This is a genomic window from Janthinobacterium sp. SUN118, from assembly GCF_030397695.1.
GTDB lineage: Bacteria > Pseudomonadota > Gammaproteobacteria > Burkholderiales > Burkholderiaceae_D > Janthinobacterium.
The window spans coordinates 2,279,280-2,291,809 of record NZ_JAPUBV010000001.1 but is presented as its reverse complement, the minus strand read 5'-3'; the positions used below and the strand labels follow the sequence as shown (position 1 = coordinate 2,291,809).

The window sequence follows — 12,530 nt, the reverse complement described above, 5'->3', positions numbered from 1 at the left end:
CAGTGTGCTTGAACGTCCTACACACCGTCGCAAGCGGCAATGATTTGTGGTCGAGAAGCACAACCGTACGCAGCTACGGTCAGCATCACAGGCCGCAAAGCGCGACGCGCAGCAGGCTTGGCAAGACGTTCTCAGGCGCGCACGGTTTCCACGCCCAGGTTGGCCAGCGCATCGGCCCGCTCATTGCCCGGATGGCCATTGTGGCCACGCACCCAGCGCCATTCGACTTCGTGGACGGCCTGGGCCGTGTCCAGCGCCTGCCACAGGTCGACGTTTTTCACGGGCGCCTTGGCCGCGGTTTTCCAGCCGCGCGCCTTCCAGCCGTGGATCCATTCGCTGATACCCTTCTGGACATACTGGCTATCGGTATACATCACGACCTGGCACGGGCGTTTGAGCGCCGTCAAGGCTTCGATCACGGCCTTCAATTCCATGCGGTTATTCGTCGTATTCAGTTCCCCGCCGTAAATTTCTTTCTTGGCGCCATCGGCGACCATCAGCGCGCCCCAGCCGCCCGTACCGGGATTGCCCTTGCATGCGCCATCGGCGTAAATTTCTACCTTATCCATCTTGCTGTTCCCGCCTTTTATTCGTGACCGGTGCGCCTGCGGGCGCCGTCGCCGGTTTCTTGGTCCACGCCGGACCGATCAAACGCATCCCTTTGACGCGCTTGATCGCCTGCACTATATACACTGCGCCCAGATATGGCCACCAGCGCGCACCGGCCTTGTCCATAAAGGCGTTGCGGCGCAGCCATTTTTCCGTCTTGCAGGCGGGCGCGTAGCAGCCGAAATGGCTTTGGCTGACGCCCATGTTCAGCAATTTTAACCAGTCTTTCATGCGCGGCATAGAGATCAACTCGCCCGCCTGCGGCAGGTAATGGCGGCCCGTCACGCGGCTCAAGCCCTGGCGCGCGCCCCACAGGCTGGCCGGATTGAAGCCGCAGACGATCACGCGCCCTTCCGGTATCAGCACGCGCTCGACTTCGCGCAGAACCTGGTGCGGCTCGGCGGCAAACTCGAGCACGTGCGGCAGCACCACCAGGTCCAGGCTTTGCGAGTCGAACGGCAACTCGTCGAAAGCGGCCACCAGGGTCAAACGGCTCTCTTGCGGCGGGCGCGACGGCAGGCGCGAATCGAGTAGCCATTTGTTCGGCATGCGGCTGGCGGCCAGCGCGTCGAGCTGGGGTAAGCCGATCTGCACCGCGTTAAAACCGAAGATGTCGACCGTCAGGCTGTCGAGGCATTGCTGCTCCCAGGCACGCACGTACAGACCGGCCGGCGTCTGCAGCCAGCCGTCAAGCGCTATAATGGATTTTTCGGATGCCACACTGTCCATTCAGTTTTCTCTTTGACTCATGACCCATTCCCCTGAACACGCTTTATCGGTACTTGCCGTGCCCGCCTTTGCCGACAACTACCTGTGGCTGATCCATGACGGCCGCCATGCCGCCGTCGTCGACCCCGGCGATGCGATGGTCATCCTCGATGCGCTTAAAACCCATCAGTTGACCCTGTCCGCCATTTTACTCACGCACCACCATGCCGACCACACGGGCGGCGTACCTGAATTGTTGCAGCATTTCGCCGTGCCCGTCTTCGGCCCACGCAATGAGGCTATCACAGCCATCACGGAACCGCTTGCCGAAGGCGATGTCGCCTATGTGCCCGAGCTGGGCTTGCAGCTGACGGTCATCGACGTGCCCGGTCACACCAAGGGCCATATCGCCTATGTGCGCCAGCGCGACGAGCGCGGTGGCGCGCCATGGCTGTTTTCCGGCGACACGCTGTTTGCCGGCGGCTGCGGCCGCCTGTTCGAAGGCACGCCGGGCCAGATGGCCGATTCGCTGGGCAAGTTGGCCGCCCTGCCCGACGATACCGAGGTATTTTGCGCGCATGAGTACACCTTGTCCAATCTGCGCTTCGCCAGCGCCGTCGAACCGGGCAACCTGGCCCTGCAGGAGCGCGTCGCCATCGACACGGAAAAGCGCCAGCAAGGCCTGGCCACCGTGCCGTCGACCATTGCATTGGAGAAAGCGACGAACCCCTTCCTGCGCTACCGCGAACCGGCCATCCTGACCAGCCTGAAGGTGGAAGGCAAGCTGGCCGCCGACGCCTCGCCCGTGGAAGCGTTTGCCGCGCTGCGCATGTGGAAGAATAATTTCTGAGGACACCTGAGCAAACCTGCCGCACGTCGCGACGGTCTTGTCAGGCGCGCAGACATCAATACAAAAATCCCGGCAGCGCCAAAAGCATCTGCCGGGATTTTTTTACATAGCTCTTGATCAGGATCAGATTTCTTCGTACAGCGGCAAGGTCAGGAATTCAGCAAACGACTCCGACGTCGACATTTCCTCGAAAATCTGGCCGGCGCGCACGTAAGTCGGGCCGTCGCCGCCTGGCGCATCGCGCTGCACCTTCGCCAGCTCTTCCGGAATCATGGCGCGCACCATCTCGGCCGTCACCTTGCGGCCATCTTCCAGCACGCCCTTGCTCGAACGGATCCACTGCCACACTTGCGAGCGGCTGATCTCGGCCGTGGCCGCGTCTTCCATCAGATTGTGGATAGGCACGCAACCATTGCCGGCCAGCCAGCTCCCCAGGTAGTGGATGCCCACGTTGATGTTGTAGCGCAAGCCCGCTTCCGTGATCGGCGCTTCCGGCTGGAAATTCAGCAAGTCCGACGCCTTGACGTCGATGTCGGGACGCTGTTTCTCGATCTGGTTCGGCTTGTCGCCCAGCACTTTCGTGAACTCGCCCATGGCCAGTTCCACCAGGCCAGGATGGGCGACCCAGCCGCCGTCGTAGCCGTCGGTGGCATCGCGTGCCTTGTCGTTGCGCACGCCGCCCATGGCGATGTCGTTCTTTTCCGGATCATTCTTGATCGGAATCAAGGCCGCCATGCCGCCGATGGCCGGTGCGCCGCGCTTGTGGCAGGTTTTCAGCAGCAGCAAGGCGTAGGCGCGCATGAACGGCGCCGTCATGGTGACCTTGGCGCGGTCGGCCAGGCAGAAATCCTTGTCCAGCTTGAATTTCTTGATGCACGAGAAGATGTAATCCCAGCGGCCCGCGTTCAGGCCCGAGCTGTGCTCCTTCAGTTCGTACAGGATTTCATCCATTTCGAAGGCGGCGAGGATGGTTTCGATCAGCACGGTGGCCTTGATCGTGCCTTGCGGCAAGCCCAGCTCATTTTGCGTCATGACGAAGATGTCGTTCCACAGGCGTGCCTCCAGGTGCGATTCCATTTTCGGCAGGTAGAAATACGGGCCGGCACCGCGCGCCAGTTGTTCCTTGGCGTTATGGAACATGAACAGGGCGAAATCGAAGATGCCGCCCGAAATGCGCTTGCCGTCGACCAGCACGTGTTTTTCATCGAGGTGCCAGCCGCGCGGACGCACGACCAGGGTGGCTATCTTGTCGTTCAGCTTGTACGACTTGCCATTTTGCTCGAGCGAAATCGTCTTGCGCACGGCGTCAAACATATTGATCTGGCCCGTCAGCTGGTTGTCCCAGTTCGGCGTGTTCGAATCCTCGAAGTCCGTCATGTAGCTGTCGGCGCCGGAATTGAACGCGTTGATGACCATCTTGCGCTCGACGGGACCGGTGATTTCCACACGGCGGCATTCCAGCGCCTTCGGGATCGGCGCAATCTTCCAGTCGCCGTCGCGGATGTGTGCGGTTTCTGGCAGGAAATCAGGACGCTCGCCCGCATCGAGACGCTTGGCGCGCTCCACGCGCACGGCCAGCAATTCCTGGCGACGCGGCTCGAACGCGCGCGTCAGCTTGGCCACCAGCGCCAGCGCATCGGGCGTCAGGATCTGTTCGTAGCCGGGGGCGATGGCGCCCGTGATTTGCATGCCTTCGGGAAGGGGGATTGTGCTCTGCGTCATGAAGTTCTCCGGTTTTTAGTAAATATAAGCAAAGGTAATCTGGTGATCCAAGTATAAGCCGAACGACTGTGCGGGCAAGCTGGACAGAGACGCGAAAACACTCTGCCGGGCGGCGCTTTTGTTCTATAGTATTGCACTATAAGGCATGGAAACGAGATTAAAAATCACTTCATCTATGCGTTTTTATCACAAGTGACGACATAACGAGAACACAGCATGGGCCAGTTCAGACAAATATCGACGTTCGTGGAAGTCGTCGCCAAGGGCAGCCTGTCGGCCGCCGCGCGCGCGGAAGGCATCGCCCCGGCCATGATAGGGCGCCGCCTCGATGCCCTGGAACAGCGTCTGGGCGTCAAATTGCTGCAGCGCACGACGCGCAAGCTGGCGCTGACGAATGAAGGTGCCGCCTTCCTCGAGGATTGCCAGCGCATCCTCGGAGAGCTGCAAGAGGCGGAAGCGGCCGTGGCCGAGCGCAGCGTGAAAGCCAGCGGCCATCTGCTCATTTCCGCGCCGGCCGGCTTCGGCCGCCAGCACGTGGCGCCGCTGATCCCCTCGTTCGTGGCCGAGCACCGCGACGTGACGGTATCGCTGAACCTGAACGACCGCCTCGTCGACCTGATCGGCGAAGGCATCGACGTGGCCATCCGCATCGCCAGCCTGTCCGATTCCTCGCTCGTGAGCACCAAGCTGGCCGACAACCAGCGCGTGCTGGTCGGCTCGCCCGCCTACCTGAAACGGGCGGGCACGCCGCGCATCCCGGCCGACCTGGCGAAACACAATTGCCTGGCGATCAGCAGCGAAGGCAGCCAGCGCGGCTGGACCTTCCGCGAAAACGGCAAGAATGTGATTTTAAAGGTGGCGGGCAACATGGTGTGCAACGATGGCGAAGTGCTGCACGACTGGGCGCTGGCGGGCAAGGGACTGGCGTGGCGCTCGATGTGGGAAGTGGGTGCCGAGATCGCTTCTGGCCAGCTGGTGACGGTACTGGACCAGTTCGCCGCGCCGGGCAACGACATTTACGCCGTGTTTGCCCAGCGCCGCCATTTGCCGCTGCGCATACGGGCATTCGTGGATTTTTTGCGGCATGCGTACTCGCAAGCCGATTACTGGCGCGAACCGGCTTTCTGAGGATGCGAGACCAAACCTGCTGCGCATCGGCATAGGCGGCGGCGATGCTCACCTATCTTTACTAAGGCTGCGCTTCTCGCCCCCACTGCCTTCCGCTCGCGACGGCTTTGTCCGGCGCCGAGACGTCAGCGGGAAAAGCCGTAGAGCTCGACTTAGAGGCTTGCGCTGACCAGGCAGGCCTGCCCGCCAGCAATGAGGCAAAGCGGCAACAAGCAGCGGCGCAGGTCGGCATGGCGCAGCCTAAGCGACGCCTCCCAGCCCAGTGACGACAGGGAAATGCGGGCAGACAGGCATACGCATAAGCGCCAGGCCGACCTGCCCGCCCGACGCTGCACCGCAGCCGCCCGACAAATGACTGCGCACGGGCAAAATGTCCGCGCAAAACACGCAAAAGCCATGCCTTACGGAAATTCAGGCGAAAAAAAAATCCTCGGAGACCGAGGATTTCTTTATTTCGTTTGATCCAGCGTATTAGATTGGCTGAATGTTCGAAGCTTGCTTGCCTTTAGGGCCAGCGGTCACTTCAAAAGAAACGCGTTGGTTCTCTTGCAGGGACTTGAAGCCGTTCGACTGGATAGCCGAGAAGTGAGCGAACAGATCTTCGCCGCCTTCGTCAGGGGTAATAAAGCCGAAACCCTTCGAATCATTGAACCATTTTACGATGCCAGTTGCCATTACAATTTCCTATTTCAGTTAAGTTGGGCTTGCGCCCGTTATATCGTTTGAAGCAAGAAAGAAATGACAGACAAACTGCACTACTACCTCGAATCCAACGATGCCCAATTATACCAACAAAACTGAGAAAAACCATTCTTTCGCAAAATAAACTTGCGAACACTACTTTGATAGCCAAATCCCCGTCTTGCGGCGCCCTGTACCAGCGGCATGGACACACTATATCCTAATCTACGACGCGGGGGCTTTGCGTTGTATCAAATGAATCATTGCAACCACACCCACTATGACGCGGTCGTTCAGGCAGTGAAGTGGGTGGCGGCCGCATCGCGCTCCGCCCAGCGCAACAGCGCCCCCACCTGCGCGCTCAGCACCGGCCACTCGGTCAGCACCGGCCCCGGCTCGTTGAGCAGCACGCGCACCAGCTGCTCGATACGCCGGCATTCCTGGCCCAGCGCGGCGAAACCGAAGGTGGCGGCCGAGCCGGCCACCGCGTGCAGCGCACGGTGCAGCTCCGTCAGCGGCTCCAGGCGCGGCCCCTCGCCATCGCAACGTGCTTGCGCTTGGGCAATCGTTTGCATCAGGGCTGGCACGCCAGCCGCATATTTGTCGTTCAAGGCGCGCAAACGGGCGCGAAAATCCGGGTCGATCAAGGTTGCCATCGCGATACTCGCCTGAAAACGCTTACTTGGTACCGAAGATACGGTCGCCGGCGTCGCCCAGGCCCGGCACGATGTAGGCGTGGTCGTCGAGGTGCGAATCGAGCGCGGCGCAGAACATCTTGACGTTCGGGTGCGCGTTCTGGAACACGGTGACGCCTTCCGGTGCGGCCACCAGCGCCAGGAAGATGATCTGCTCGTCGGTCACGCCGCGTTTCTTCAGCACGTCGACGGCGTACACGGCCGAATTGCCGGTCGCCACCATCGGATCGCACAGGATGAAGGTGCGCTCGTTCAAGTCCGGCAGGCGCACCAGGTATTCCACGGGCATGTGGGTGGCCGGGTCGCGGTACACGCCGATGTGGCCCACGCGCGCCGACGGCACCAGGTTCAACAGGCCATCGCTCATGCCGATGCCGGCGCGCAGGATGGGCACGATGGCCAGTTTCTTGCCCGCAATGACGGGCGCGTCGATGGTCACCAGCGGCGTCTTGATTTCGCGCGTCGTCAGCGGCAAGTCGCGCGTAATTTCATAACCCATCAGCAAGGTGATTTCCTTGAGCAACTCGCGGAAGGTGCGCGTCGACGTGTCGTGCTCGCGCATGTGACTCAGCTTGTGCTGGATCAAGGGATGGTCGGTAATGAACAGATTGGGGAAGCGTGGATCTTGTTTCATGTTATTTTTCTTTCTCTACTCTCTGGCGCGGCGGCATGCATGGCCGCAAACGCGCTGTGCGTCGATAAAATGATGGATTCCAGCATTATCCCAGCCCACAGCCCGCCTGTGGCCGGAATTTTCGACATTGCATACAAAAATCCGCTTTCCGCGCCGCGCGGGGCCAGCGCGGCGTCCTGCCCCGCCCTCCTCAATACTCGCGCAGCGCGCGCGCCAGGATGGCTGCGCAATCGGTGCCGACCGGCAAGCGGCCATACGCGCCGCCCGGCGCCTGCGCCAGACGCGAGTTCAGGAAAGCTTGCGCGACGCATGGCGGTGCATGGCGCAGTAGCAAGCCGCCCTGCACGGCCAGCACGATGCGCTCGGCCAGCCGCCTGGCGCCAAATTCATCCGTTTGCGCCCCGTCCAGGTCGGCCAGCAGGCGCGCGCGGTAGCCGGCGAACGTGGCATCGTCATCGCCGGCCAGCGCCAGCTCGGCCGCCAGGGCATCGCGCGCGGCCGGCGACTTGCCGAACGCGCGCAAGACATCGAGACACATGACGTTGCCCGAACCTTCCCAGATCGAGTTGACGGGCAGCTCGCGGTACAGGCGCGCCAGCGGCGCGTCCTCCACGTAGCCGGTGCCGCCCAGCACTTCCATGGCTTCCGCGCCGAAGCCGGGGCCGCGCTTGCAGATCCAGTACTTGCCGGCCGGCGTCAGCACGCGCGCCAGCATCGCTTGCTGCGGATCGTCCTTTTCATCGAAGCAACGCGCCAGGCGCAGCGCGAACGCGGTGGCCGCTTCCGATTCCAGCGCCAGGTCGGCCAGCACGTTCTGCATCAGCGGCTGCTCGACGAGCGGCTTGCCGAATGCGGCCCGCTGGCGCGCATGGTGCAGCGCCTGGCTCAAGGCGGCGCGCATGATGCCGGTGCTGCCCAGCACGCAATCGAGGCGCGTGTGGCTGGCCATTTCCAGTATCGTCGGAATCCCCCGCCCCGGCTGGCCCACCAGCCAGCCGTAGGCGTTGGCGAACTCCACTTCCGACGACGCATTCGAGCGGTTGCCCAGCTTGTCCTTCAGGCGCTGCACGCGGATGGCGTTGCGGCTGCCGTCGGGCAGGAAGCGGGGCAGGAAAAAGCACGACAGCCCCTCCTCGTCCGCCTGCGCCAGGATCAGATGGGCATCGCTTTGCGGCGCCGAAAAAAACCATTTATGGCCGACGATGCGCCAGGCGCCGTCCGCCTGCCCGCCAAACAGGGTGCGCGCCTCGGCCGGCGGCACGCGCGTGGCCCGCGTCGTGTTGCTGCGCACGTCGGAGCCGCCCTGCTTTTCCGTCATGCCCATGCCGACCAGGGCGCCGCGCTTCTGCTCCACGGGCAAGGAACGGGGGTCGTAGTGGCGCGACAATATCTTCGGCAGCCAGCGCTCGGCAATTTGCGGCAGATCAAGGGCCTGGCGCAGGGCCGGCACCGAGGCATACGTCATCGTCACCGGACATTGCGTGCCGTTTTCCAGCTGCCCCACTAATAGATAGGCGGTCGCGCGCGCCACCTGGGCGCCCGGACCGGGCGCGGCCCATGGCGAGGCATGCGCGCCGGCGCCGACGAGGATGGCCATCAGCTCATGCCAGGCCGGGTGGAACAGCACTTCGTCGATGCGGCGCCCGGCGCGGTCGAACTGCTGCAGTTCCGGCGTATGGATATTCGCCAGGCGCGCCAGCGCGATCGTCTCGGCGCGGCCCAGCCTTTCGCCCAGCGCATCGAGTTCCTGCAGCGCCGCGCCGCCGCCCTCGCGCAGCAGCGCCTCGATCAGCGCCGGATCGCAGGCGAACAGGTTGACGTTCTCGAACGGCGTCGCCTGGTTGAAAACTTCATGCGTGTCAAAGGCATTCATGGCTGTCTCCCGCGATTTGTTATCATGGCGCCCTCGCCGCCGCTGGCGCACCGTGCATCCGTCTGCCAGCCAGACTAGCGCAAACGCGCGGGCGGGGCAAGCGCGCCGCAGCGGTGCGATGAGGGGTGAAACGGGGCCACGCAAAAAGCTTCCTGATTTTTTTCAGGGAAGACAGGATTATTTATAAAACCTGAAGCAATGTTGCTCTATTTCATGTATTCGGGTGCTTTTCAATGATACATTTCGTGTGGATCGCGTTCCCATAGTCACTCTAGCCTGCTATTGCGGCAAGCTGCCCTACGCACTACTCCCGTTGGCTCCCGGCAATGCGCCGGAAGCCGGCACTGATAAAGAAGGTAAAAGCCAGCACGATGTTTTCCAGTACCCCATCCGCCGCCCACCGCGAGGCTCGCCACGAGTTGGACAACCTCATGGAAGAGGCAGGCGACGTCGTGTTCCGGCTCGATGCGGACGGCCTGATCCTGTTCGCCAGCAAACGCGCGGCCACCCTGTTCGGCGCGGCCAATGGCCTGGGCGGCCATTTGCTGCTGCCGCTGGCGGCCGAAGCGTCGCGCGCCGCGCTGCAAGCGGCGCTGGAAGACGCCCTGGCCGAACCGGGGCGCCTGGAAGTGCGGCTGCAAACGCCGGACCAGGAAATCTGGTTCGAACTGCGCCTGTCTTCCTACATGAACGCGGCCGGCGTCGCCGAATTGCTGGTGGTCGGGCGCGACACCTCGGCCCAGCACAGCACGGAAGAACGGCTGCGCCACATGGCCACGCACGATGCCCTGACCGGCTTGCCGAACCGCCTGCTGCTGTCGGACCGCATCCGCATGGTGATCGCCCAGGCCGCGCGCTCGGGACAGGGCTTTTCCGTCGCCACCATCGGCCTCGATGGCTTCAAGAAGGTCAACGATGGCCTCGGCCATCCGGTCGGCGACGCCGTGCTGCGCCTGGCCGCCGCGCGCCTGCGCAAGACCCTGCGCGACAGCGACACCCTGGCGCGCGTGGGCGGCGATGAATTCGTCGCCGTGCTGCCCGGCAGCGCCACCGATGCGCAGATCAAGCTGGTGACGGGCCGCCTGCTGGCCACCCTGCAGGCGCCGTTCGAGGTCGATGGCCACACGATTTACATTGGCGCATCCGTCGGCGTGGCGATCTATCCGCTGCACGCGGAAGACGAAGTGCGGCTGGTGGCGCTGGCCGATGCGGCCATGTCGCGCGCCAAGGAAACGGGCAAGGCCCGCTGTCTGGTCTACAGCCCGCGCCTGAACGGCCCGTCGGAACACGATATCTCGCTGGAAGCGGCCATGTTCCATGCCGTGCGCGAAGGCGAATTCCTGCTCTTCTACCAGCCCATCGTCGACGCCCACACGCGCCAGATCCAGGGCTTTGAAACCCTGATGCGCTGGAAGCACCCCACCCTGGGCCTGGTGCCGCCCGTGCGCTTCATCCCCATCGCCGAGGCGAATGGCCTGATCAACCTGCTGGGCGCCTGGGCCCTGAAGGCGGCCTGCGTGCAGCTCAAGCAGTTCCAGGAAGTGGCCAGGCGGGCGCTGTACATCTCCGTCAATATCAGTCCGCGCCAGTTCCGCAACGACAAATTCCTCGACGTGCTGGACGACGCCATCGCCTTTTCGGGCCTCTCCGGCGAACACCTGGTGCTGGAAATCACGGAAGGCACGCTGATGATCGATCCCGTGCACGCGGAAACCATCCTCGGCAAGATGACGGAGCGCCGCGCGCGCATCGCCATCGACGATTTCGGCACCGGCTATTCCTCGCTGGCCTACCTGAAGCGCTTCCCCATTTCCGTGCTGAAGATCGACCGCACCTTCATCAAGGACTTGCCCGAATCGAGCAAGGATGCGGCCATCTGCAACACGATTCTCGACCTGGCCAAGCATTTGAATTTGTCCGTGGTGGCCGAGGGCGTGGAAACGGAGGAGCAGATGCACTTCATGGAATCGCGCGGCTGCCATTATGTGCAAGGCTACCTGACGGGCAAACCGATGCCGGCCCACGCGGCGCTATCGGCCTTGAGCGACAAAACCTATGCGGCGCTGGTGCCCACGCCGTCTGCCAATGAGCTGCGCGGAGGTGTGCAATGAACCCTGGCCATTTCACGGCGCCGACCCAGCTCGGCAAAAACACCCTGGAACTGCTGTGGGCGCGCACGCGCCAGCAGGGCGACATGCCCGGCTTCGCCAAGGCCATCAGCGCCATCCTCGGCGCCATGCGCGGCGAGGATGACCACGAATTCGACATCACGCAAACGGTGCTGTCGGACCCTGTCCTCACGCACAAGGTGCTGCGCCTGGCCAACAGCGGCATGTATTCGGCCTTCGGCCAGCGGGTCAACACGGTGTCGAAAGCCGTACTGGTGCTCGGCATCGACGCCATCGGCCACCTGGCGCTGGGCCTGAAACTGATCGAGGAACTGTCGCAGGCCTCGCCGGACTCCGTCAGCGCCCACGTGGAAATGGAAAAGGCCGTGCTGGCCGGCATGGTGGCGCAGCAGGTGGCCACCAGCGCCGGCAGCCTGCAGGCCGAACAGGCCGTCGTCTGCTCGATGCTGCACACCCTGGGCCGCATGATGGTGACGTTCTACATGACGGACTTCTGGGCCCGCATGCAGGCGCACGCCGGGCCCGGCAACGAGGCGGCCGCCGCGCGCGAGATCCTCGGCCTGTCGCTGCCGGAAGTGGGCTATGCCACGGCCGCCCACTGGGGCTTGCCGCAGCACCTGATCAACGGCATGCGCCCGATGGATCCGTCGCCCGACAACTCCCCCGTCAGCGGCGCCGACTGGATGGCGGGCCTGTCGACGATGGCGGCGCGCTGTGCCGACTCGCTGTGGCATGACGATGCGGCCGGCGCGGCCCAGGTGCACGCGCTGATCGACAATTATGCGGGCACCCTGGGCATCGCCGCCAACGACCTGGGCGTGGCGGTGGACAAGGCCAAGATGATGGCGGCGGCCGACCTGTCGATCGCGCCACTGTCGAAGCCGGCCGAACGGCGCGCGCGCCAGCTGGCATCGACGCGCATGCGCGCCGAGGGCAACCGCGTGCTGATCAGCGGCCTGGCCGACCTGCGCGGCGCCATCGGCAGCGCCAGCCCCGGGCAAATGGTCTCGATGGCGCTGGAAACGCTGCACCAGGGCTTTGATTTTTCGCGCTCGGTGGCGTTCGTGCGCAACCACAAGGACCACTTGTATTCGGCGCGCATCAGCATGGGCGAAGGCATGGCCGACCTGCAGGATTTGATGGTGTTTGGCGACACGTATGAACCGAACGTCTTCCACGCGGCCCTCAATAGCGACCGCGTGATCTTCATCGACAATGCGCGCGACCCGAAATTCGCCGCCAAGCTGCCGCAATGGTGGAAGGCCACGCTGTCGGAAGCGCGCAGCTTCGTCGTGCTGCCGCTGTCGGCCAATGGCCACCCGACGGGATTCCTGTACGGCGACTGGGACGACAGCTTCCCGCCGATCCAGCTGAACCAGACGGAATTCAACCTGATCAACGATATCCGGGCGTTGCTGGTGCAGTCGGTGGAGATGCGCCACCAACTCGAGCTGGTGGCGAATAAGGTGGCGTGACAGGAAACGCCGACAATGGTGTCGGA

At 63.3% G+C, this 12,530-nt stretch carries 11 protein-coding genes; 4 read left to right on the top strand and 7 right to left on the bottom strand.

The window, feature by feature from the left end; translation table 11 throughout:
* Window positions 1-131: 131 nt before the first annotated feature.
* A complete protein-coding gene (rnhA, locus tag O0880_RS10320; protein ID WP_071323319.1) occupies window positions 132-569 on the bottom strand; it encodes a ribonuclease HI in 438 nt (145 codons plus the stop codon).
* Window positions 562-1,338: a class I SAM-dependent methyltransferase gene (locus tag O0880_RS10315; RefSeq protein WP_071323318.1), complete on the bottom strand. Its 777-nt coding sequence runs from the start codon at window positions 1,336-1,338 to the stop codon at window positions 562-564. The genes rnhA and O0880_RS10315 overlap by 8 nt, the downstream gene beginning before the upstream one ends.
* A gap of 19 nt (window positions 1,339-1,357) precedes the next feature.
* On the opposite strand from O0880_RS10315, the gene gloB reads away from it, so the two are divergent.
* Window positions 1,358-2,167 carry a hydroxyacylglutathione hydrolase gene (gene gloB, locus O0880_RS10310; RefSeq protein WP_289886322.1) on the top strand — a complete coding sequence of 270 codons (810 nt, stop codon included), beginning with the start codon at window positions 1,358-1,360 and terminating at the stop codon, window positions 2,165-2,167.
* 123 nt (window positions 2,168-2,290) lie between these two features.
* On the opposite strand, the gene aceB is transcribed toward gloB, so the two are convergent.
* Window positions 2,291-3,889: a malate synthase A gene (gene aceB / locus O0880_RS10305; RefSeq protein WP_071323316.1), complete on the bottom strand. Its 1,599-nt coding sequence runs from the start codon at window positions 3,887-3,889 to the stop codon at window positions 2,291-2,293.
* Between the two features lie 216 nt (window positions 3,890-4,105).
* Between aceB and O0880_RS10300 the strand changes: the two genes are divergently transcribed.
* Window positions 4,106-5,017 (top strand): LysR family transcriptional regulator, encoded by a 912-nt coding sequence (locus tag O0880_RS10300; protein ID WP_071323315.1) that lies wholly within the window; start codon window positions 4,106-4,108, stop codon window positions 5,015-5,017.
* Window positions 5,018-5,488: 471 nt separating this feature from the next.
* On the opposite strand, the gene O0880_RS10295 is transcribed toward O0880_RS10300, so the two are convergent.
* The 4 genes from O0880_RS10295 to O0880_RS10280 all read right to left on the bottom strand — a co-directional run bounded on the left by O0880_RS10295 (window position 5,489) and on the right by O0880_RS10280 (window position 8,900).
* Complete coding sequence (locus O0880_RS10295; RefSeq protein ID WP_010398811.1) at window positions 5,489-5,692, bottom strand: cold-shock protein; 204 nt, start codon at window positions 5,690-5,692, stop codon at window positions 5,489-5,491.
* 299 nt (window positions 5,693-5,991) lie between these two features.
* Window positions 5,992-6,354 (bottom strand): Hpt domain-containing protein, encoded by a 363-nt coding sequence (locus O0880_RS10290; RefSeq protein ID WP_071323314.1) that lies wholly within the window; start codon window positions 6,352-6,354, stop codon window positions 5,992-5,994.
* A gap of 22 nt (window positions 6,355-6,376) precedes the next feature.
* Window positions 6,377-7,027, bottom strand: coding sequence for a uracil phosphoribosyltransferase (upp, locus tag O0880_RS10285; protein WP_046682928.1), 651 nt, complete (start codon window positions 7,025-7,027; stop codon window positions 6,377-6,379).
* Between the two features lie 190 nt (window positions 7,028-7,217).
* Complete coding sequence (locus O0880_RS10280) at window positions 7,218-8,900, bottom strand: isovaleryl-CoA dehydrogenase (RefSeq protein WP_289886314.1); 1,683 nt, start codon at window positions 8,898-8,900, stop codon at window positions 7,218-7,220.
* Between the two features lie 371 nt (window positions 8,901-9,271).
* Between O0880_RS10280 and O0880_RS10275 the strand changes: the two genes are divergently transcribed.
* Window positions 9,272-11,011, top strand: coding sequence for an EAL domain-containing protein (locus O0880_RS10275; RefSeq protein WP_289886313.1), 1,740 nt, complete (start codon window positions 9,272-9,274; stop codon window positions 11,009-11,011).
* Window positions 11,008-12,504: an HDOD domain-containing protein gene (locus O0880_RS10270; protein WP_071323311.1), complete on the top strand. Its 1,497-nt coding sequence runs from the start codon at window positions 11,008-11,010 to the stop codon at window positions 12,502-12,504. Before O0880_RS10275 ends, O0880_RS10270 begins: the two co-directional genes overlap by 4 nt.
* Window positions 12,505-12,530: the final 26 nt, after the last annotated feature.